The sequence below is a fragment of the Curtobacterium sp. MCPF17_031 genome (assembly GCF_003234035.1).
Classification (GTDB): domain Bacteria; phylum Actinomycetota; class Actinomycetes; order Actinomycetales; family Microbacteriaceae; genus Curtobacterium.
The window spans coordinates 128,107-148,568 of sequence record NZ_QKSG01000006.1; the positions used below are offsets into that span (position 1 = coordinate 128,107).

Consider the following 20,462-nt stretch of genomic DNA (forward strand, 5'->3'; position numbering starts at 1 on the left):
GAGGGGTGAACAGACCGTGCGCCGACACCGGGGTCGTCCACGACACGTCCAGACGACGCGCAGCTGCCGCATGGGCGCGCCGGTACGGTGGGCGCGTGACGGACGCACTCGACGACTTCTACGCGATCATCCCGGCCGGCGGCATCGGATCGCGCCTGTGGCCGCTCTCGCGCGCCGACGCCCCGAAGTTCCTGCACGACCTGACCGGCTCCGGGTCGTCCCTGCTGCGGCAGACATGGGACCGGCTCGAGCCGCTCGCCGGACCCGACCGCATCATGGTCGTCACCGGCCGCGCCCACCGCGTCGCCGTCGAGTCGCAGCTCCCCGGGGTCGAGGACCACAACGTCGTGCTCGAGAGCGAGCCGAAGGACTCCACCGCCGCGATCGGTCTCGCCGCCGCGATCCTGCACCGCCGCGAGCCCGACGTCGTGATCGGCTCCTTCGCCGCCGACCACGTGATCGGCGACGCCCGCGGGTTCCGCCGGTCCGTCCGCGAGGCCGTCGCCGCCGCCCGCGCCGGGTTCATCACGACGATCGGCATCACGCCCTCCGAGCCCGCCATCGGCTTCGGCTACATCCACGCCGCCGACGAGTCGCTCGACGTCGCGGGCGCGACCACCGCACACGCCGTCCGGTCCTTCGTCGAGAAGCCCGACCTGAAGACCGCGAAGAAGTACGTCGCCGACGGGTCGTACCTCTGGAACGCGGGCATGTTCATCAGCCGCGCCGATGTGCTCCTCGCCGAGATCGGGCGCAACGAGCCCGAGCTGCTCGCCGGCATCGAGGAGCTCGCCGCCGCGTGGGACACCTCCGCGCGCGGGATCGTGGTCGACCGCATCTGGCCGACCCTGAAGAAGATCGCGATCGACTACACCGTCGCCGAGCCCGCAGCCGCCGCCGGACGCATGGCGGTCGTGCCCGGCGACTTCGACTGGGACGACGTCGGCGACTTCGCCTCGCTCGCGAAGCTGCAGTCCGGTGGGCGCAAGAACAACCTGGCCGTGCTGGGCGACAACGCTCGCATCCTGGCCGACTCGGCGAGCGGCATCGTCGTGTCGCAGAGCAACCGGCTGATCTCGCTGATCGGTGTCGAGGACATCGTCGTCGTCGACACCCCGGACGCGCTGCTCGTCACCACGAGCGCGAACGCACAGCGGGTCAAGGGCGTGGTGGACGCGCTGAAGATCAGTGGGCGGGACGACGTGCTCTGAGGGGTGGCGTGTTCTGAGGAGCACCCATCCGGAGACCAGGAGCGGCAAGCTGCGTTATCGTGGGTGGTCGCAGCGGGGGCTGCGGGGGAGCCTGGGGAGAGCAGATGGTCGACATCAAGTACGACGCGGGGGACGCGTCAGCGCTGACCCGTGCGCTGCGTACCGCGGATGGCGTGCTGCGCGGGCAAGCGGGCAAACGTTCCGGGGCGGTGTCGACAGGTCTGCAGGACTTCTCCGGGGCCTACGCGAAGCGGTTCCAGGATGCCGCCGTGATCGAGGCCGAGGACCGGGGCAAGCTCGCCGGGGTCCTCGCCGACTTCGCTGATGACATCGATGCAGTGAGTCGCCAGGCCGTGGAGGAACGTCAGCGGATCAGCGACCATGATGCGTGGAAGCAGCGAGAAGCACAACGCAACGCTTTCGTCCAGGCTTCCGGTGGCGGTGTCGCGGGGGTGGCAATGCCCCTGTGGGAGTTCGTCACGGACCACGAACCCTCGACCACGCCGATCACTCCGAAGCCGCTGACGGCGGCCTTCCACGCACGGCAGCGTCCGCACTCGGCCGGCGGCGATGGCAGCGGGAAGAGCTCGGCAGACCCGACCCACCTGCGCACCTTCGTGTCCACCACCCGCTCGGCCGACAGTGACGCCGACACCGAGCTGCAGCGGCTGCAGACCGCATGGTCGAGCTTCAAGGCATCGTGCAGCTGGGCGGTCGTGGACGGGCAGAGCGCGCTCTCCGGGTTCCGCCAGTACCTGCAGCACAACGAGTCGGACTGCACGTGGAGCGAGCACGTCGCCAGCGCCTTCGAGAAGGCAGGGGGAGCCGGAGCGCTCCCCGACATGGTGCTCGCCGTCGCCACGAACGGGCGGACGCCACCGGTGCTCGATGCGTTGTTCGCGGAGGGCCTGACCCCGGCCGAGGTCGCGAAGCGGTGGGCAGCGCTGGGGCTGTCGAAGGCCGATGCGCCGGCACTCCGCGCTCTACCGCAGTCGGTGCTCGAGAAGCTGGGCAACCTCGAGGGCGTTGCCTACTGGGCACGAGACACGGCCAACCGATCGGTGCTCGGTCTCCGCATCGACCAGCTCCAGAGCCAGCTGGCGACCGCGCAGACCGGGTCCGCCTGGTCGGGTCAGTACGGCACGCCGTTCCAGCAGCAGATCGCCTCGCTCGAGAAGGAGTTGAAGGCCTTGCTCAACATCGAGGCAACCCTGGGGAAGAAGGGCGAAGGCGCCCGGTCCCTGGTGTCCCTGACCGACGACGTCCCGCCGCTTGCAGCCGTCTCGATCGGTGACCTTGACACGGCGGACAACGTGACCTGGGCGGTGCCGGGGATGAACACCACGACGGCGGACATGTCGTCGTGGACAAACGCCGCACAGAACATCTACAACCAGCAGATCGTGGCCGCTGGCGAAGGCGAGCGTGCAGTCATCTCCTGGATCGGGTACGAGACCCCCGAAGAGACGACTGTCCTCGGCATGGACAAAGCGGAAGCCGGTGCCGAGAAGCTGGCGGCGTCCGTACACGGACTAGACGCTGTCCGGGCTGATGGCATGCCCACCACGAACATCGTCGCGCACTCGTACGGCACGACGACAGCGGGGGTCGCGCTCTCCCGGTCGGACATCCACGTCGACAGATTTGTTGCCCTGGCCTCCGCTGGTCTGCCGGATGCGGTCGATTCGGCGGACGACCTCCACGCCGGCGAGGTTTACGCCGGACAGGCACGGAACGTGCTCTTCGACGAAGGCGGAAAGGGGGACGAGTGGGCGACGGTAGGCCGGAGCTTCAGCCATGGCCATCACGTCGACCCGTCGAAGCCGGGCTTCGGTGCGACGACGTTCGGGGCGAACGGCGGTACTGCGGCTGACGGCACCACGACGAACCCGGTCTTGCACCACGATCCGTTGAACGCGGATGGTGGCGGATACCTCGACCAGAACACCGAAACGCTCTACAACGTGGGCGCGGCGACGACCGGACGGAAAGACAAATTGACGGAATTCGATCCGACTCCTCCGACCGTGCGAGACCAGTGGCTGTTGGGCGTCAGAGATCCCGACGGCGGAGAGTGATGTCGATGCGTACACGTGGTGTTCGGTTGGCCGGGATGCTTCTCCTCCTCGCGCTGTTCGGCGGATCGGCTGTCGGCTGTGCACAGAGTCCGGCCCCTGAACCGCAAGCAGAGAGGACACCCGCGGTGGATTCCGAGAGCGCGCAGCAACGAATGGTCGACGTCGTGAAGGACGCGACGGAGAGCCTCGGTGGTGACTGGAAAGTCCGGTCTGGACCGGACTACGCAGAAGCCTGCCGATTACCCGACGGGGACACCGGAGCAAAGTGGACGTACTTCCTCACCCGCGCGCAGACCGGCGACGTCTCTGCCGACGCGGCCAAGGTCGAAGCGCGTTGGAAGGACAGGGGGATGTCCATCGACCACCTGGGCACGAAGGCGGAGCCGACGGTCATCGGCCGGGGTGGCGATCACACCGATTCCATCAGCTTCTCCGTTGCACCCGGGCTCTACGTCATCCAGAGCGTTTCGCTCTGCTTCCCGGGTGATGCGGACCAACTCTGAACGAACACACCGCCGGCCGAAGGATGACTGGCAGATCAAGCCGGAGTCGGAGCGTGGTGTGCGGACCTGTGCTGGTCGCGGTCGGACTGCTCGTTACCGCTTGTGGGCAGCACCCTTCGGTCACGACCACCCCGCTCGCGACGGCGGCTGCGACGCCTGCGGCCGCGAAGCAGCAGATGGTCGATGCGGTGGATGACCTCACCGGACGGCTCGGCGGGGACTGGGACCAGGGCACGGGTCCGGACTACGCCGATGCGTGCGCCCTGCCGGACGGACAGCCGGGTGCGCAGTGGGTGGACGTCCGCACGCGTCCGTCGGTCGGGAACGTCACCGAGGACCTCCCCGTGGTCGAGGCCCACTGGAAGCGTCAGGGCATGACCATCGACCGGTGGGGTTCCACCGCTCATCCGACCCTCGTCGGCCGCGGCGGCGCGGCGACCGACTCGATCAGCCTCTCGGTCGCTGACGACCAGTACGGAGTCCAGGCGGTGTCGCTGTGCTTCCCCGGGGACGCCGATGAGCTCTGACATGATCGCCGCACGCCGATGGGCCCCGGCCCCGTGCGGTGTGCTCGTCGTCGGCACGCTCGTCGGCTGTGCAACGCCCGCTCCGACATCCACACCGACACCGGTGCTCGACGCGGACACGGCGCAGCGGCAGATGGTCGGGGTCGTCGACCGGGTGACCACCGCGTTGGGCGGCACATGGCAGCACGAGACCGGTCCCGACTACGCGGAGGACTGCCGGTTGTCGAACGGCGAGCCGGGTGCGCAGTGGCGCTTCCTCGTCACACGCGGCTCGATCGGGGACGTACCCGCGGACGTCGCCGCGGTGACGGCGCGGTGGAAGGGACAGTGTATGTCGCTGGACCGGTGGGGCACGCAGGACGAGCCCACGATCACGGGCCGTGGCGGTGGGACGACGAGGTCGATCAGTCTCTCGGTCGCCCCGGACCTGTACGGCGTCGAGGCCGTCTCGCTGTGCTTCCCCGGAGACGCTGATGCGCTCTGAGCACAGGCTCCGACGACGCCGGGGTCCTCGGCACCGGTGTGCTCGTCGTCGGCACGCTCGCCGGCTGCTCCGCGGCAGGTCCGGCCCCCGCACCGGCACCGACGTCCGAGCACGCTACCCCGGCCGTCGACCGGGACGTCGCGCAGCAGCAGATGGTCGACGCCGTCGAGGCGGTCACCGGTCGACTCGGTGGGACGTGGCAGCCGCGGACCGGCCCCGACTACCTGGAGGACTGCCGGCTCCCCGACGGCGACCAGGGTGCGAAGTGGCGGTACCTCGTCACCCGCGCGTCCAGCGGCGACGTGACCCAGGACGTCACCGCCACCGAGGACCGGTGGACGGAGCAGGGCATGACGATCGACCACTGGGGGACGGCGGACCGCCCGACCATCGTGGGTCGTGGTGGCGGGCGGACCGACTCGATCCGGCTGACGGTGTCGGAGGGGCAGTACGCGGTCCAGGCTCTCTCGCTGTGCTTCCCCGGCGACGCGGACGAGGACTTCTGAATCACCCTGCGGACCGGCGGATGTGGGGGATGCCTGCACGATCCTCCAGGCCGACGCCCGACTGTAGCGCTCCATCACGAAACCCCGCGAACTGGGGTCACGGACGAGCCATCGCGTTTCCGGCGCGTTACGACGCGGTCGCGATCGCGTAACCGATGTCGGAGGGGCTCCGGACCGGTCCTGTACCGCCCGGCCGGTCGTGTACTGTCCTCACGATCGCCCGGTGCGCAGTGACTCCGGGCCGACTCCCGATCTCCCCGGAGGAACCCCCGTGTCATCTCGTACCCGCCGCGTCGCCATGAGCGGCCTCGCGCTCGTCGGCACCGTCGCCGTGCTCGCCGGCTGCGCATCCGCACCGTCCGACTCGACATCGTCCAAGAAGTCCGACTTCCTGCCCTGCATGGTGTCCGACGCGGGCGGCTTCGACGACAAGTCGTTCAACCAGCTCGGCTTCGAGGGCATGAAGGACGCCGCGTCCGAGCTCGGTGCCCAGTACAAGGACGCCGAGTCCAAGGACGCCACCGTCTACGACTCGAACATCCAGCAGCTCGTCAACCAGAACTGCAACCTCATCGTCACGGTCGGCTTCAACCTCGCCGCCTCGACGAAGAAGCAGGCCGCGGCGAACCCCGACACCGACTTCGCGATCATCGACGACAACTCGATCGACGCGAAGAACGTCAAGCCGATCACCTTCGACACCTCGCAGGCGGCGTTCCTCGCCGGCTACGCGGCCGCGTCGTACTCGAAGTCCGGCACCGTCGGTACCTTCGGCGGCATGCAGATCCCGACCGTCACCATCTTCATGGACGGCTTCGCGGACGGCGTCGCGTACTACAACGAGCAGAAGAAGAAGGACGTCAAGGTCGTGGGCTGGGACGTCGAGAGCCAGAAGGGCTCCTTCACCGGTGGCTTCGAGGCCGGCACCCAGGCGAAGTCGGTCGCGCAGTCGCTGCTCGACCAGGACGCCGACGTGATCCTGCCCGTCGGTGGCCCGATCTACCAGTCCGCCGCAGAGGCGATCAAGGACGCCGACAACGGCTCCGTCCTCATCGGCGCGGACAGCGACCTCTACGAGGCCGACCCCCGCTACAAGGACATCGCCTTCACCTCCATCGAGAAGGGCATGAAGCCCGCGGTCAAGGACGTCGTCGAGCAGGCCGCGAAGGGCAACTACTCGAAGACCCCCTACGTCGGCACGCTGAAGAACGACGGCGTCGGCATCGCGCCGTTCCACGACTACGAGTCCAAGGTCGACTCGGGTCTGCAGGGTGAGCTCGACGAGATCAAGGCCGGCATCATCGACGGCTCGGTCAAGGTCGACACCGAGGCATCCGTCAAGTAGTCCGACGAACGCGGGCGGGGGATCACTCCTCCGCCCGCGTTCTCGCGCGCACGGGGACCCGTGCGCGCCCGAGACAGAAATAGACTCACCGACATGAAGCTCGAACTCCGCGGCATCACGAAGCGGTTCGGCAGCCTGGTCGCCAACGACCACATCTCGATCACCGTCGAACCGGGCGAGGTGCACTGTCTCCTCGGCGAGAACGGTGCGGGCAAGTCGACCCTGATGAACGTCCTCTACGGCATGTACCAGGCCGAGGAGGGCGAGATCCTGCTCGACGACGTCGTCCAGCACTTCGACGGACCGGGCGACGCCATGCGCTCCGGCATCGGCATGGTGCACCAGCACTTCATGCTCGTCCCCGTCTTCACCGTGGCCGAGAACGTCATGCTCGGGCAGGAGGAGACGGCGTTCGGTGGCCGTCTCGACCTCGCCGGTGCCCGCAGACGTGTCCGTGAGATCTCCGAGCGGTTCGGGTTCGACGTCGACCCCGACGCCCGGGTCGAAGACCTGCCGGTCGGTGTACAGCAGCGTGTCGAGATCATCAAGGCGCTCTCCCGTGACGCCTCCGTGCTGGTGTTCGACGAGCCGACGGCCGTCCTCACCCCGCAGGAGACCGACGAGCTGATGGGCATCATGCGCCAGCTCCGCGAGGCCGGCACCGCCATCGTCTTCATCACGCACAAGCTCCGCGAGGTCCGTGAGGTCGCCGACCGCATCACCGTGATCCGCCTCGGCAAGGTCGTGGGGGAAGCGTCCCCGACCGCGTCGAACAGCGAGCTCGCGGCGCTGATGGTCGGCCGCAGCGTCGAACTCGTCGTCGAGAAGGCCCCGGCCACCCCGGGCGAAGCGGCCCTGGTCGTCGAGGGTCTCACCGTCACCGACCCCACCGGCCTCGTGCTGGTCGACGACGTCTCGTTCACGGTCCGCCGGGGTGAGGTGCTCGCGATCGCGGGCGTGCAGGGCAACGGCCAGACCGAGCTGACCGAGGCGATCATGGGCCTCGAGCCGGTGCGCTCCGGCCGGATCACCCTGGACGGGCGCGAGGTCACCGGCCGCAGTGTCAAGCAGATCCTGGACGCCGGTGTCGGGTTCGTCCCCGAGGACCGCAAGGAAGACGGCCTGGTCGGCGAGTTCACGATCGCCGAGAACCTCATGCTCGACCGCGCCGACGCCGCCGACTTCGTCCGTGCCGGCACCATCCGCGCCGCCGAGCGGGACGCCTTCGCCGACGAGAAGATCGCCGAGTTCGACATCCGCACGCCCGGCCGTACCACCGCGGCCGGCCGGCTCTCCGGCGGCAACCAGCAGAAGATCGTCCTGGCCCGCGAACTGAGCCGCCCCCTGCGACTCTTCGTCGCCGCGCAGCCCACCCGTGGCATCGACGTCGGCTCGATCGAGTTCGTCCACAAGCGCATCGTCGAGACCCGCGACAGCGGCGTCCCGGTGATCGTCGTCTCCACCGAGCTCGACGAAGTCGTCGCGCTCGCCGACCGGATCGCCGTGATGTACCGCGGCGCGATCGTCGGCATCGTCCCCGCGTCCACACCCCGGGACGTCCTCGGACTCATGATGGCGGGCGAACTGCCCGCAGGAACGGAGCTCGCCGCGTGAGCGACCCCACGCCGCAGCACGACGGCACCACGCCGTCGGACCGCACCACACCCACCCACGCGACCACGGGCCACCCGGCCGACGCCGACACGACGCGTGCCGACACGGCGCGTGCCGACGTGACCCCCGCCGTCGACGACCGCCTGCAGGAGGTCACCGGCGCACCGCACCTGATGACCGACTCGGCGATCGACAGCGAGCGCCGCGAAGGACGCTGGAGCGACGCGCTCCGGAGCATCGTGAACGGCTCGGTCCTGACCACGGTCCTCGCAGTGGTCCTGGCCCTCGTCGCCAGCGGTGTCCTCATCGCCCTCACCGACAAGGACGTCCAGGCCGCAGCCGGGTACTTCTTCGCCCGTCCGCTCGACACGCTCCGGGCGGTCGGGACGGCCGTCGGTGGCTCGTACTCGTCGCTGTTCCAGGGCTCGGTCATCAACTTCGGTGCCCCGTCGTTCGCGACCGCGATCGCCCCGATCACGCGCTCCGTCGACTACGCGGTGCCGCTCATCGCCGCCGGTCTCGGCGTCGCGGTGGCGTTCCGCACGGGGCTGTTCAACATCGGTGGCCAGGGACAGGTCCTGATGGCCGCCGCGGCCGCCGGTTGGGTCGGGTTCTCGTTCGACCTGCCAGCCGTCGTGCACATCCCGCTCACGATCCTCGCCGGCATCGTCGGCGGTGCGGTGTGGGCAGGCATCGTCGGGCTCCTCAAGGCCCGGACCGGTGCCAACGAGGTCGTCCTGACGATCATGCTCAACTACGTCGCCCTGTACCTGGTGAGCTTCATGCTCCGCACCCCCGGCCTCCTGCAGGCCGGCGGCAGCCCGAACCCGATCTCGCCGGCGACCCGCGACTCGGCGGTCCTGCCGTCGCTGTTCGGCTCGCGGTTCGGCATCGACCTCGGCTTCATCGTCGCCCTCATCGCGGTCGTCGTCGTGTGGTGGCTGATGAACAAGTCGTCGCTCGGGTTCCGCTTCCGCACGGTGGGCGAGAACCCCCGTGCCGCTCGCGTCGCCGGCATGAGCGTCCCGATGCTGACCATCTGGGTGATGGTCATCTCGGGTGCCCTCATCGGCATCGCCGGCGCCTACCAGGTCGAGGGAGCCGTCACGACCGGCTTCACCTCGGGCATCGACGCCGGCATCGGGTTCGACGCGATCACCGTCGCGCTGCTCGGCCGCTCGAAGCCGTGGGGCACCTTCTGGGCCGCGATCCTGTTCGGGGTGCTCAAGAACGGTGGCTACGCCATGCAGGCCGCCAACGGCATCCCGATCGACATCGTCGGCGTCATCCAGGCCCTCATCGTCCTGTTCATCGCGGCTCCGCCGCTCGTCCGCGCGGTCTTCCGGATCCCGCAGCCGGGCGCACGTCGTCGCACCCGTAAGAACTCCGAGCGGAAGGCGGTCGCCGCGTGAGCACCCTCAGTCCCACCGCGGTCCCGGCGACCCCCGTCGCCGACCGTGCGGTCGAGACCACCCGCAGCTGGAAGGCACCGATCGCGTTCGCCGTGTTCTCGGTGCTCGCCGCCGTGCTGTTCCTCGGCGTCCGCCGTGGCGGCACGACCACGTTCCGACTCGCCAACGCCGGTGACTTCGTGCAGCTGCCGAACGTCGGTCTGCCGTCGCTGGCGACCGGCGTGGTCGTCGTCGTCCTGCTGTCGTTGGGCACCGCCGTCGCCTTCTTCCTGGTCGGGCGGTACCGTCCGGTGCCGCTGTGGCTGACGAGCGTCTTCGCGGTCGTCTTCGTCGTCGGGTTCCTCACCTGGGCAGCCGCCGGCAAGACGATCCCGCTGCCCGGCCTGTTGGTCGGCGCGATCGGCCTCAGCGTCCCGCTGGTGTTCGGCGCCCTCGGCGGGGTCATCTCCGAGCGCGTCGGCGTCGTGAACATCGCCATCGAGGGACAGTTCCTCGCCGGTGCGTTCACCTCGGCGCTCATCGCCTCGCTGACCGGGTCCGCCTGGGTCGGGTTGATCGGTGCGCTCGTCGCGGGTGTGCTCGTGTCGTTCGTCCTCGCGGCGTTCAGCATCAAGTACCTCGTCGACCAGGTCATCGTCGGTGTGGTCATCAACGCGTTCATCTCCGGGCTCACCGGGTTCCTGTACTCACAGGTGCTCTCGCCGTCCGAGACGACCCTGAACGTCGGCATCCGCTTCCCGAAGACCGAGATCCCGGTCCTGCACCAGATCCCGGTCATCGGCCCGGTGTTCTTCGAGCAGACCGTCATCGTCTACCTGGCGTACATCGCGGTGGCCGTGGTGACCTTCGCCCTGTTCAAGACCCGCTGGGGCCTCCGCCTCCGCGCGGTCGGCGAGCACCCGGAGGCGGCGGACACCGTCGGCATCAACGTCACCGGCACCCGGTTCTGGAACGTCTCGCTCGCGGGTGCGATCGCCGGTCTCGGTGGTGCGTACTTCACGCTCGACGCCGTCGGTCCGTTCACGAAGGACATGACGGCGGGCGCGGGCTACATCGCCCTGGCCGCGGTCATCTTCGGCCGGTGGGACCCGATCAAGGCGACGCTGGCAGCCCTGCTGTTCGGCTTCGCGTCGAACCTGCAGAACACGCTCGGTGCGATCAACTCGCCGGTGCCGAGCGAGTTCCTGCTGATGCTGCCCTACGTCGTGACGATCTTCGCGGTCGCCGGTCTGGTCGGGCAGTCGCGCGGTCCGGCGGCGTCCGGCAAGCCCTACATCAAGAACTGAGTTGATCGGCGGGACACCGGTGTCCGTCGGTCGAACCGCGTCGACACGCGGTTCGATGGACCGACACCGGTGTCCCGCTGTACGACACCGCACGACGGCGCGCGAGAGCGCGCGACACCGCACCACGCACGGGAGGCACGCCACATGACCGACACGAACGCTGCGGGAGACCACGGGGTCGGCACCGACCCCGAGACCGGCGAGCCGGTCTGGACGGACCCGGCCACGAGCCTCCCGGCCGACGCCGAGGCACCGATCGACGGGAGCGCCCACGTCGACGTCGACGTGGACTGGGATGCTCTCCGCGAGGCGGCCACGACCGCGATGGGCCGCGCCTACGTGCCGTACTCGTCCTTCCCGGTGGGGGCCGCGGCGCTCACCGACGACGGCCGGATCGTCTCCGGCTGCAACGTCGAGAACGCGTCGTACGGGGTCACCCTGTGTGCCGAGTGCTCGCTCGTGTCGCAGCTGTTCATGACCGGTGGCGGCAAGCTCGTCGCGTTCACCTGCGTCGACGGCGACGGGGCGACCCTGATGCCGTGCGGCCGCTGCCGCCAGCTGCTGTTCGAGCACTCCACCGAGGGCATGCTCCTCGAGACCGTCTCGGGCATCCGAACCATCGACGAGGTCCTGCCGGACGCCTTCGGCCCGCGGACCCTCGCCACCTACCGGCAGGAGCACTGACATGGCCGTCGAGCCGTTCGACACCGTCGACCTCATCCGCACGAAGCGCTCCAGCGGGACCCTGTCCACCGCCGAGATCGACTGGCTCGTCGACGCGTACACGCGCGGCTACGTCGGCGACGAGCAGATGGCCGCGCTCGCGATGGCGATCTTCCTCAACGGCATGGAGCGTCGGGAGATCCGGGACCTCACGCTCGCGATGATCGCGTCGGGGGAGCGGATGTCGTTCGGCTCGCTCGGCAAGACCACGGTCGACAAGCACTCCACCGGAGGCGTCGGCGACAAGATCACCCTGCCGCTCGCGCCCCTCGTCGCCACGTTCGGCGTCGCGGTGCCGCAGCTCTCCGGCCGCGGGCTCGGGCACACGGGTGGCACGCTCGACAAGCTCGAGTCGATCCCGGGATGGCAGGCGGCGCTCTCGAACGAGCGCATGACGGCGGTGCTGCAGGACGTCGGTGCCGTCATCTGCGCCGCGGGCTCCGGCCTGGCACCCGCCGACAAGAAGCTCTACGCCCTCCGTGACATCACCGGCACGGTCGAGTGCATCCCGCTCATCGCGTCGAGCATCATGTCGAAGAAGATCGCCGAGGGCACTGCTGCGCTCGTCCTCGACGTGAAGTTCGGCTCCGGTGCGTTCATGGCGGACTTCGAGCAGTCGAAGCTCCTGGCGCAGACGATGGTCGACCTCGGCAAGGACGCCGGGGTCGCGACCTCGGCGCTCCTCACCGACATGGAGGTCCCGCTCGGCCTGACGATCGGCAACGCCCTCGAGGTCCGTGAGTCCGTCGAGGTCCTCGCCGGCGGCGGTCCCGCCGACGTCGTGTCGCTGACCCTCTCGCTCGCCGAGGAGATGCTGCGCCTGGCCGGGGTCACCGACGCCGACCCGGCCGCCGCACTCGCCGACGGCCGCGCGATGGACACCTGGCGGCGGATGATCGAGGCGCAGGGCGGCGACGCCTCGGCCGCACTGCCGGTCGCAGCGGAGACGCACGTCGTCACCGCCACCGAGTCCGGTGTGCTCACCACCCAGCAAGCGCTCCCCTTCGGCATCGCGGCCTGGCGCCTGGGTGCCGGACGGGCCCGGGCGCAGGACCCGGTGCAGGCCGGCGCCGGCATCGAGTTGCACGTCAAGCCGGGTGACACCGTCACCGCCGGTCAACCGCTGTGGACGCTGCACACCGACGAGCCGGCCCGCTTCGAGCGGGCCATCGAGTCGCTCGAGGGGGCCTGGTCGATCGGGGAGTCCGCGCCCGAGCGCGGACCGATCGTCCGCGAACGGATCCAGTAGCGGCCCGCCTGCCCGCATCGCACCATCCGGACTGGAGGCTCCCCACACGACGTGTGGGGAGCCTCCAGTGTCGTCGTCCACACCGTTGTCGACGGCGCCCTGCGGGGGCCGGTGACCACCGGTAGCCTTGGGCGCATGAGCGACGCCGCCCCCATCTACCGCCTGCCCGACGCCGGAGCGGTCATCAACGACCTCCCCAAGGTCTCGCTGCACGACCACCTGGACGGCGGCCTCCGCCCCGCGACGATCATCGAGCTCGCCGCGACCGACGGCGTCGAGCTGCCGACCACCGACCCGACCGAGCTCGCCACGTGGTTCGCCGACCAGGCGAACTCCGGCTCCCTGGTCGAGTACCTCAAGACCTTCGACGTGACCACCGCGGTCATGCAGACCGCAGCCGGTCTGACCCGCGTCGCGAAGGAGTTCGTCGAGGACCTCGTCGCGGACGGCGTCGTCTACGGTGAGATCCGCTGGGCGCCGGAGCAGCACCTGCAGCGTGGCCTGACCCTCGACCAGACGGTGGAAGCCGTGCAGGCCGGGATCGAGGAAGCGGTCGACGCCGCCGGCGGGTCCATCCGGATCGGCCAGCTCGTCACCGCCATGCGGCACGCCGACCGGTCGATGGAGATCGCCGAGCTCGCCGTCCGCCACCGCGACCACGGCGTCGTCGGCTTCGACATCGCCGGCGCCGAAGCCGGGTTCCCGGCGTCGGACCACCGTGCGGCGTTCGACTACCTGGCCTCCGAGCTGTTCCCCGTCACGGTGCACGCCGGTGAAGCCGACGGTCTCGCGTCGATCCGCTCGGCGCTCGTCGACGGTCGCGCACTGCGACTCGGCCACGGCGTCCGCGTGTTCGAGGACGTCTCGCTGTCGGACGGCGGCGACGGTTCGATGCTCGCCACCCTCGGCGAAGTCGCGTCCTGGGTCCGCGACCGTGAGATCCCGCTCGAGGTCTCGCCGTCCTCGAACCTGCAGACCGGTGCCATCGCCGCGTGGGGTGACGACCTGGCCGACCACCCCTTCGACGTCCTGTACCAGCTCGGGTTCCGCGTCACGGTGAACACCGACAACCGCCTGATGAGCAACACCTCGCTGTCGAAGGAGCTCGCGCTGCTGGCCGGCACGTTCGGCTACGACCTCGACGACCTGGCCGCGTTCCAGATCAACGCCGCGCTCGGGACCTTCCTGCCGCTGGAGGACCGCGAGGAGATCATCGCCGCGATCACCGCCGGGTACGCGGAGGCCTGAGTCGATGGGCCTGCCGCCGCTGCCGGACCCCGCCGTCGTCCTCGGGGCGTCCGCGTCGTCGTGGCGTGACGCGCTGCGGACGGCCGGCGGCGCCCTCGTGGCCTCCGGAGCGACCACCGACGCGTACACCGACGCCATGATCGGCATGGTCGAGGAACACGGGGCGTACATCGTCATCTCGCCGGGGCTGGCGTTCGCGCACGCCCGGCCGGGGTCCAGCGTGCTGCGTGACGGTCTGGCGGTCGTGACCCTCGCCGCACCGGTCGTGTTCGGGCACCCGCACAACGACCCGGTCTCGGTCGTCCTCGGCCTGGCCGTGGCCGAGGTCGGGACGCACCTCGAGTCGATCGGCGCGATCGCGAACCTGTTCAACGACGCCTCGGTCACCGGGCGGCTCGCTGCCGCCGTCACGGCCGACGAGGTCCGGGCCATCATGGGAGTGACGACGGCATGAAGATCGTGACCATCTGCGGTGCCGGCATCGGTGCGAGCGCCATCCTCAAGGTGAACGCGGAGAAGGCGCTCGCCTCGCTCGGACTGACGGCCGAGGTCGTCGCGGCGGACGTCGCCTCGGTGCGGGACGTGTCCGACGACGCCAACGTGATCCTGACGAGCCAGGAGTTCGTCGAGGCCATCGGGACGACGTACGCCGAGGTCATCCTGATCCGGAACCACTTCGACCAGAGCGAGATCACGGCGGCTGTGGAGAAGGCGCTGGGCTGACCGGCCGCCCGGTACGATCGGCGCATGGTCAGCACCGAGAACCCCCTGAACGACCCCGCCGTCGACCCCTTCGACGTGGCCCGCGACGCCGCGGCAGTGATCGCTGAGCGGTCCGGTATCGAACGCCACGACGTCGCCCTGACGCTCGGCTCCGGCTGGGGCAAGGCCGCCGACCTGCTCGGGGAGACCGTCTCCGAGATCCCCGCGGCGGACGTCCCCGGGTTCAGTGCCTCGGCCGTCCCCGGGCACTCCGGCACCGTCCGGTCGATCCGTCTCGCCGACGGACGGCACGCGCTCGTCATCGGTGCCCGGACCCACTACTACGAGAACCACGGCGTGCGTCGCGTCGTGCACAGCGTGCGGACCGCCGCTGCCACGGGTGCCTCGGTCATGGTCCTCACCAACGGTGCCGGGGGCATCAAGGAGACCTGGACGCCCGGCACCCCGGTCCTCATCAGCGACCACATCAACCTGACCGCCGACAGCCCGCTCGAGGGTGCGACGTTCGTCGACCTGACCGACCTGTACTCGGCACGCCTCCGTGCGGTCGCGAAGTCCGTCGACCCGTCCCTCGACGAAGGCGTCTACACGCAGTTCCGCGGCCCGCACTACGAGACCCCGGCCGAGGTCCAGATGGCGAAGGCGATCGGCGGGCACATCGTCGGCATGTCGACGGCGCTCGAGGCCATCGCCGCTCGTCAGGCCGGCATGGAGATCCTCGGCTTCTCGCTCATCACGAACCTGGCAGCCGGCATCCAGAAGACGCCGCTGTCCCACACCGAGGTGCTCGAGGCCGGCAAGCAGGCCGAGCCGGTCATCGCCGACCTGCTCGCCCGGGTGGTGGCGGCACTGTGAGCGTCGTCGACACCGCCAGGGCCTGGATCGAGCAGGACCCCGACGACGAAACCCGGGCCGAGCTCCAGCAGCTCGTCGACGCCGAGGACACGGAGGAGCTCGCAGCCCGCTTCGCCGGACGGCTGGAGTTCGGCACCGCGGGCCTCCGGGCCGAGCTCGGAGCGGGTCCGCTCCGCATGAACCGCGTCGTCGTGACGCAGGCCGCCGCGGGGCTCGCCCGCTTCCTCATCGACTCCGGCCGCGATCGCAGCGTCGTCATCGGCTACGACGGCCGGGTCAACTCGGACGTCTTCGCGCGGGACTCGGCCGAGGTCATGCGCGGCCTGGGTCTCGACGTGACGCTGCTGCCCTCGGCGCTGCCGACACCGCTCGTCGCGTTCGCCGTCCGGCACCTGGGCGTCGGCGCGGGCGTCATGGTGACGGCGAGCCACAACCCGCCGCGGGACAACGGCTACAAGGTGTACCTCGGCGGGGACGACGAGGGCTCGCAGATCGTGCCGCCGGTCGACGGTGAGATCGCCGCCGCCATCGACGTCGTCGCATCCGGGGACATCCGCTCGCTCACCCGGGCGACGGACTACACCGTCGCCGATGCGTCGCTCGTCCAGGCCTACGTGGACGCGACGGCTGCGACCGTACCGGCCCCGGGCCTCCCGGCCGACGCGCAGCCGTCCGTCGTCTACACGGCCATGCACGGCGTCGGGTGGGAGACCGCCCGCGCGGTGTTCGCGCAGGCGGGCTTCCGCGAGCCGGCCGTCGTGCCGGAGCAGATCGAGCCGGACGGCGCCTTCCCGACCGTCTCGTTCCCGAACCCCGAGGAGCCGGGAGCCATGGACCTGGCGATCGCCCGGGGTGTCGCGGTGGGCGCCGACCTGGTGATCGCGAACGACCCGGACGCCGACCGACTGGCACTCGCGATCCCGGACGGCTCCGGCTCGTACCGGCGTCTCACCGGCAACGAGGTCGGATGGCTCCTCGGCTGGCGCGCCGCCGCACGGGCCGCCGACGCCGGCGTGACCGGGGTGCTCGCCGCGTCGATCGTGAGCTCGCCCGCCCTCGCACGCGTCGCCGAGCAGTACGGACTCGGGCACCGCGACACGCTGACGGGCTTCAAGTGGGTGTCCCGCGTGCCGGACCTGCTCTTCGGGTACGAAGAGGCGCTCGGGTACCTGGTCGACCCGCAGGTCATCCGCGACAAGGACGGCATCTCCGCTGCGCTGGAGCTGCTGTCGCTGGCGACCGAACTCGCTGCCGAGGGCAAGACCATCGCGGACCAGCTCGACGCGTTCGCCGAGCGGTTCGGGGCCTTCGCCTCCGGGCAGGTGGCCACACGCGTGGACGACCTGTCACGCATCGGGGAGATCATGGCGTCGCTGCGGACGTCCACCCCGACGGACCTCGGCGGTGTCGAGATCACGTCGGTGACGGACTTCCTCGACGGGGTCGAGGGCTTCCCGCCGTCGGACATCCTGCGCTTCGACCTGGACGGTGGCGCGCGGGTCATCGTCCGCCCGAGTGGTACCGAGCCGAAGGTGAAGGTCTACATCGACACGGTCGCTGGGACCTCCGCCGAAGCCACCGCGCTGGCCGACCGCCTGGCCGCGGCCGTCCGCCCGCTGGTCTCGTAGGGCGGCGCCGCGGCGCCGCGCCTGCGCCTGCGCATAACAGGAACCCGCTCGCGCCGCTGCATCCCGCGGTTCGAGCGGGTTCCTGTTGTGCGGCGTCAGTCGAAACCGGGCTCCTGCACGACAGCGGGAGCCAGCGCGGTCGTCCACAGGGTCGGCGAACGTCCTGCTGGCGGTGGGCGTCCGTGAGGCTGAGGAGATGCAACGACTCGAGATCATCAGGGGTGGGGGCGTCGACCCCACCGGCCGTCGCGGTCGGGACCTCGTCGCAGCGGCCGACCGGGGCGCACTCGTCCGGCTCGCACCCGGCAGGTTCGTCGACGCAGAGCGCTGGCGGGCGGCGGACGCCCGCGTCCGCCATCTTGCTCGCCTCGACGTGGTCGACGAGTTGACCGCTCCGCGCCTCGTGCTGTCCCATGTGTCAGCCCTCGCCCTGCACGGGCTGCCCTGGAGCGGTGAGTTCCCCGAGGTCGTCGATGTCATCGATCCCGAGCGGGAGACGTCCCAGTCCCTCCGGCTGCTGCGGAAGCACCCCGGGAAGGGCCGGTCGATGGGTCTCGCCCGGGCATCCTCGGGCCGGCCGGCCACGGACCTCCGGAGCACCGTCGTCGACATCGCGCTCACGCAGGACCTCCGACGTTCCGTGCCCGTCCTCGACGTCGCGCTCCAGCGCGGTGTCGATCGGTCGGCGCTCCGAGCTGAGCTGAACGCCAAGAGGGCCGTGCACGGCCGGGATCGTGCACGGTTCGCGATCGAGTTCGCCGACCCAGGCAGTGGCTCGGTGGGGGAGTCGATCGCCCGTGTGGCGTTGCACGAGCTCGGAGCGCCGCGGCCCGGACTCCAGACCGAGTTCCACGACGCGACGGGCTTCGTGGCGCGGGTCGACTTCTGGTTCCCCGACCACGGCGTCGTCCTCGAGTTCGACGGTGCCGCGAAGTACCGGGACCCGGCCATGCGCGCCGCGGGCCTCACCGCGGAGGACGTCCTCCTCCAGGAGAAGCGCCGCGAGGACCGGCTCCGCCGTGTGTCCGACGTCCGTCGACTCGGTCGGTTCGGGTGGCCGGAGACGCAGGACACGGAGCGGCTCCGAGCGCTGCTGCTGGGGCTGGGCCTCCCGCTCGAGACCCGACGTTTCCGCCGGATCCGCTGACGCTGCGTCCGCTGGTTCCAACTTGCGCCGCACAACAGGAACCGCCCCAGACCGCGGGAAGCCGTGGTTCGGGGCGGTTCCTGTTGTGCGCAGCCGATCGGCACCGGGCGCCGGGCGCCGCGGGGGACCTACGCGAGCTCGAGCAGGACGTGACCCGAGGAGACCGTCTGGCCGACGGGGGCGTTCAGGCCGGTGACGATGCCGTCCTTGTGTGCCTGGACGGGCTGCTCCATCTTCATGGCCTCGAGGACGACGAGCAGGTCGCCCTTCACCACGGTGTCACCCTCGGCGACCGCGAGCTTCACCACGGTGGCCTGCATGGGCGACGCGACCGACGAACCCGACGCCGCACGGCCACCCTTGACACCGGAGGACCGACGCTTCGGGGGAGCGGACGGGCCGGACGGACGACGCGCGCCGCCGGCACCACCACCGACGATCGAGGGCATGGTCACCTCGATGCGCTTGCCCTGCACCTCGACGACGACGCTCTCGCGCTCGCCCGGCGCGGGCAGCTCCTCGGGGGAACCGCTCCAGGCCGGGATGTCGTTCACGAAGTCCGTCTCGATCCACTGCGTGTAGACCGAGAACGGCGTCGCGTCGTCGGTGGCGAACGCGGGGTCCGCGACGACGGCACGGTGGAACGGGATGACCGTCGGCAGGCCGGCGACCTCGAACTCGGCCAGGGCACGACGGGACCGCTCGAGCGCCTCTGCACGCGTGGAACCGGTGACGATGAGCTTCGCGAGCATCGAGTCGAACGAGCCCGAGACGACGTCGCCGGACACCACGCCGGAGTCGACGCGGACGCCGGGACCGGACGGTGCGTTGAACACGTGGACGGGGCCCGGCGCGGGGAAGAAGTTGCGGCCCGGGTCCTCGCCGTTGATGCGGAACTCGAACGAGTGGCCGCGCGGGGTCGGGTCGGCGTAGTCGAGCGTGCCGCCCTCGGCGATGCGGAACTGCTCGCGGACGAGGTCGATGCCGGTGACCTCTTCGGAGACGCAGTGCTCGACCTGCAGGCGCGTGTTGACCTCGAGGAACGAGACCGTGCCGTCGGCGCCGATGAGGAACTCGCAGGTACCGGCACCGACGTAGCCGACCTCGCGGAGGATCGCCTTCGACGACTCGTACAACAGGGTCTGCTGCGCCTCGGTGAGGTACGGCGCCGGTGCTTCCTCGACGAGCTTCTGGTGGCGTCGCTGCAGGGAACAGTCGCGTGTGGACACGACGACGACGTTGCCGTGCTCGTCCGCGAGGCACTGGGTCTCGACGTGCCGCGGCTTGTCGAGGTACTTCTCGACGAAGCACTCGCCTCGGCCGAAGGCGGCGATGGCCTCGCGCGTGGCGGACTCGAACAACTCGGGGATGGAGGCCCGGTCCCGCGCCACCTTCAGGCCACGGCCACCGCCACCGAAGGCGGCCTTGATCGCGACGGGCAGCCCGACCTCGTCGGCGAAGGCGACGACCTCGGACACGTCCTGCACCGGCTCGATCGTGCCGGGGGCGAGGGGGGCGCCGACCTTCTCGGCCACGTGCCGTGCGGAGACCTTGTCGCCGAGACGCTCGATCGAGTCGGGCGACGGCCCGATCCAGGTGAGCCCGGCGTCGATGACGGCGCGCGCGAAGTCGGCGTTCTCGGCGAGGAAGCCGTACCCGGGGTGCACGGCGTCGGCGCCGGATCGTCGGGCGACCGAGATGATCTTCTCGATCACCAGGTAGGTGTCGGCGCTCGTGGTGCCGTTCAGCGCGTAGGCCTCGTCGGCGAGGCGGGCGTGCAGGGCGTCGCGGTCCTGGTCGGCGTAGACCGCCACCGAGGCCTTGCCCGCATCGCGGGCCGCTCGGACGATGCGGACGGCGATCTCGCCGCGGTTCGCGATGAGGACCTTGCTGATGCGGGTCATGGGACATCAGCGTATTCGT

19 protein-coding genes are annotated in these 20,462 nt (G+C 70.2%); 18 read left to right on the forward strand and 1 reads right to left on the reverse strand.

What is annotated here, in order from left to right:
• The first annotated feature begins 95 nt into the window (after positions 1-95).
• From DEJ31_RS10435 to DEJ31_RS10520, 18 genes are all read left to right on the forward strand, one after another.
• Positions 96-1,211 carry a mannose-1-phosphate guanylyltransferase gene (locus DEJ31_RS10435; protein WP_110902706.1) on the forward strand — a complete coding sequence of 372 codons (1,116 nt, stop codon included), beginning with the start codon at positions 96-98 and terminating at the stop codon, positions 1,209-1,211.
• Positions 1,212-1,315: 104 nt separating this feature from the next.
• Complete coding sequence (locus DEJ31_RS10440; RefSeq protein WP_110902707.1) at positions 1,316-3,289, forward strand: alpha/beta hydrolase; 1,974 nt, start codon at positions 1,316-1,318, stop codon at positions 3,287-3,289.
• Between the two features lie 125 nt (positions 3,290-3,414).
• Positions 3,415-3,792 (forward strand): hypothetical protein, encoded by a 378-nt coding sequence (locus DEJ31_RS10445; RefSeq protein ID WP_110902708.1) that lies wholly within the window; start codon positions 3,415-3,417, stop codon positions 3,790-3,792.
• 188 nt (positions 3,793-3,980) lie between these two features.
• A complete protein-coding gene (locus DEJ31_RS10450) occupies positions 3,981-4,319 on the forward strand; it encodes a hypothetical protein (protein ID WP_146236665.1) in 339 nt (112 codons plus the stop codon).
• Positions 4,309-4,803: a hypothetical protein gene (locus DEJ31_RS10455; protein WP_146236666.1), complete on the forward strand. Its 495-nt coding sequence runs from the start codon at positions 4,309-4,311 to the stop codon at positions 4,801-4,803. The genes DEJ31_RS10450 and DEJ31_RS10455 overlap by 11 nt, the downstream gene beginning before the upstream one ends.
• A 38-nt stretch (positions 4,804-4,841) precedes the next feature.
• A complete protein-coding gene (locus DEJ31_RS10460) occupies positions 4,842-5,309 on the forward strand; it encodes a hypothetical protein (protein ID WP_110902711.1) in 468 nt (155 codons plus the stop codon).
• 271 nt (positions 5,310-5,580) lie between these two features.
• Complete coding sequence (locus tag DEJ31_RS10465) at positions 5,581-6,654, forward strand: BMP family protein (RefSeq protein WP_111044337.1); 1,074 nt, start codon at positions 5,581-5,583, stop codon at positions 6,652-6,654.
• Between the two features lie 93 nt (positions 6,655-6,747).
• Positions 6,748-8,268 (forward strand): ABC transporter ATP-binding protein, encoded by a 1,521-nt coding sequence (locus tag DEJ31_RS10470; RefSeq protein ID WP_111044336.1) that lies wholly within the window; start codon positions 6,748-6,750, stop codon positions 8,266-8,268.
• Positions 8,265-9,680 (forward strand): ABC transporter permease, encoded by a 1,416-nt coding sequence (locus DEJ31_RS10475; RefSeq protein WP_375537620.1) that lies wholly within the window; start codon positions 8,265-8,267, stop codon positions 9,678-9,680. The genes DEJ31_RS10470 and DEJ31_RS10475 overlap by 4 nt, the downstream gene beginning before the upstream one ends.
• Positions 9,677-10,966 (forward strand): ABC transporter permease, encoded by a 1,290-nt coding sequence (locus DEJ31_RS10480; RefSeq protein ID WP_110902714.1) that lies wholly within the window; start codon positions 9,677-9,679, stop codon positions 10,964-10,966. The genes DEJ31_RS10475 and DEJ31_RS10480 overlap by 4 nt, the downstream gene beginning before the upstream one ends.
• A gap of 144 nt (positions 10,967-11,110) precedes the next feature.
• The gene (locus DEJ31_RS10485; RefSeq protein WP_375537621.1) at positions 11,111-11,650 is read left to right on the forward strand and encodes a cytidine deaminase; all 540 of its coding nucleotides are present in this window, start codon (positions 11,111-11,113) and stop codon (positions 11,648-11,650) included.
• A gap of 1 nt (position 11,651) precedes the next feature.
• The gene (locus tag DEJ31_RS10490) at positions 11,652-12,938 is read left to right on the forward strand and encodes a thymidine phosphorylase (protein ID WP_111121804.1); all 1,287 of its coding nucleotides are present in this window, start codon (positions 11,652-11,654) and stop codon (positions 12,936-12,938) included.
• A 135-nt stretch (positions 12,939-13,073) separates the two neighbouring features.
• Entirely contained in the window at positions 13,074-14,186 is a 1,113-nt protein-coding gene (locus DEJ31_RS10495) for an adenosine deaminase (RefSeq protein WP_111121805.1), read from the forward strand.
• A gap of 4 nt (positions 14,187-14,190) precedes the next feature.
• Entirely contained in the window at positions 14,191-14,640 is a 450-nt protein-coding gene (locus tag DEJ31_RS10500) for a PTS sugar transporter subunit IIA (RefSeq protein WP_110902717.1), read from the forward strand.
• Positions 14,637-14,909: a PTS sugar transporter subunit IIB gene (locus DEJ31_RS10505; protein ID WP_111044331.1), complete on the forward strand. Its 273-nt coding sequence runs from the start codon at positions 14,637-14,639 to the stop codon at positions 14,907-14,909. The genes DEJ31_RS10500 and DEJ31_RS10505 overlap by 4 nt, the downstream gene beginning before the upstream one ends.
• Before the next feature lie 24 nt (positions 14,910-14,933).
• Positions 14,934-15,764: a purine-nucleoside phosphorylase gene (locus DEJ31_RS10510; RefSeq protein WP_110902719.1), complete on the forward strand. Its 831-nt coding sequence runs from the start codon at positions 14,934-14,936 to the stop codon at positions 15,762-15,764.
• Entirely contained in the window at positions 15,761-17,392 is a 1,632-nt protein-coding gene (locus DEJ31_RS10515) for a phospho-sugar mutase (RefSeq protein ID WP_111121806.1), read from the forward strand. The genes DEJ31_RS10510 and DEJ31_RS10515 overlap by 4 nt, the downstream gene beginning before the upstream one ends.
• Before the next feature lie 196 nt (positions 17,393-17,588).
• A complete protein-coding gene (locus DEJ31_RS10520) occupies positions 17,589-18,539 on the forward strand; it encodes a hypothetical protein (RefSeq protein WP_146243136.1) in 951 nt (316 codons plus the stop codon).
• A gap of 128 nt (positions 18,540-18,667) precedes the next feature.
• Here DEJ31_RS10520 and DEJ31_RS10525 read toward each other — a convergent pair whose 3' ends face one another.
• A complete protein-coding gene (locus tag DEJ31_RS10525; protein WP_111121808.1) occupies positions 18,668-20,443 on the reverse strand; it encodes a biotin carboxylase N-terminal domain-containing protein in 1,776 nt (591 codons plus the stop codon).
• Between the last annotated feature and the right edge of the window lie 19 nt (positions 20,444-20,462).

What these genes read in the sequence shown, in the direction of transcription:
- DEJ31_RS10505 (WP_111044331.1), top strand. Translation starts at nt 14,637, where the DNA reads ATGAAGATCGTGACCATCTGCGGTGCCGGCATCGGTGCGAGCGCCATC.
- DEJ31_RS10520 (WP_146243136.1), top strand. Translation starts at nt 17,589, where the DNA reads ATGCAACGACTCGAGATCATCAGGGGTGGGGGCGTCGACCCCACCGGC.
- DEJ31_RS10510 (WP_110902719.1), top strand. Translation starts at nt 14,934, where the DNA reads ATGGTCAGCACCGAGAACCCCCTGAACGACCCCGCCGTCGACCCCTTC.
- DEJ31_RS10495 (WP_111121805.1), top strand. Translation starts at nt 13,074, where the DNA reads ATGAGCGACGCCGCCCCCATCTACCGCCTGCCCGACGCCGGAGCGGTC.
- DEJ31_RS10440 (WP_110902707.1), top strand. Translation starts at nt 1,316, where the DNA reads ATGGTCGACATCAAGTACGACGCGGGGGACGCGTCAGCGCTGACCCGT.
- DEJ31_RS10490 (WP_111121804.1), top strand. Translation starts at nt 11,652, where the DNA reads ATGGCCGTCGAGCCGTTCGACACCGTCGACCTCATCCGCACGAAGCGC.
- DEJ31_RS10455 (WP_146236666.1), top strand. Translation starts at nt 4,309, where the DNA reads ATGAGCTCTGACATGATCGCCGCACGCCGATGGGCCCCGGCCCCGTGC.
- DEJ31_RS10525 (WP_111121808.1), bottom strand. Translation starts at nt 20,443, where the DNA reads ATGACCCGCATCAGCAAGGTCCTCATCGCGAACCGCGGCGAGATCGCC.
- DEJ31_RS10485 (WP_375537621.1), top strand. Translation starts at nt 11,111, where the DNA reads ATGACCGACACGAACGCTGCGGGAGACCACGGGGTCGGCACCGACCCC.
- DEJ31_RS10470 (WP_111044336.1), top strand. Translation starts at nt 6,748, where the DNA reads ATGAAGCTCGAACTCCGCGGCATCACGAAGCGGTTCGGCAGCCTGGTC.
- DEJ31_RS10500 (WP_110902717.1), top strand. Translation starts at nt 14,191, where the DNA reads ATGGGCCTGCCGCCGCTGCCGGACCCCGCCGTCGTCCTCGGGGCGTCC.